This is a genomic window from Candidatus Frankia nodulisporulans, from assembly GCF_902806475.1.
Classification (GTDB): domain Bacteria; phylum Actinomycetota; class Actinomycetes; order Frankiales; family Frankiaceae; genus Frankia; species Frankia umida.
The window spans coordinates 1-460 of record NZ_CADCWS010000556.1; the positions used below are offsets into that span (position 1 = coordinate 1).

The 460-nt window shown below is 76.3% G+C and carries 1 protein-coding gene; it reads left to right on the forward strand.

All coding sequences use genetic code 11. From position 1 onward, the window contains the following. Positions 1–42 precede the first annotated feature (42 nt). A partial coding sequence (locus G6R24_RS21395; RefSeq protein WP_225438908.1) for a hypothetical protein occupies positions 43–460 on the forward strand: 418 nt, incomplete at its 3' end.

Here is a 460-nt window from a genome sequence, read left to right on the forward strand (position 1 = left end):
GGCCGCCGCCACGCTGTCGCACCGGCCGCGCCGGAGGAGTCGGTGTCCGCGGAGGAACGTCAGCTCCTTGACCGGCTGCACCCCGAGTACTGGACGGCTCATGCCGCCGGCCGGGGTCTGGCGGGCGCGCTCACCACCCCGCCGACTCTCGGCCCGGGTGGGATCCGCTGCGAGGTGCGCCTCGACGGCACCTGGACCGTCAAGGCCCTGGCCGCCAAGGCCGACAGCGTCCGCGCCCTGCTCGGCGCACGGACCGCGCTGCGGCTGCGGATCACGGGTGGGGCGCGGGGCGGCTGGGCGGTTCTCACCCTGGCCACCCGCCAGGCCACCGACGGCGTGTCCGCGGCCTGGACGGCGGCCCGGATCCCCGCCGACCCCCTCGCGATGTCGGTGGGGGTGGACACCGAGACCGGGGAGGAGGTGCTGGTGGCGTTCGACGAACGGATGCTGATCTCCGGGG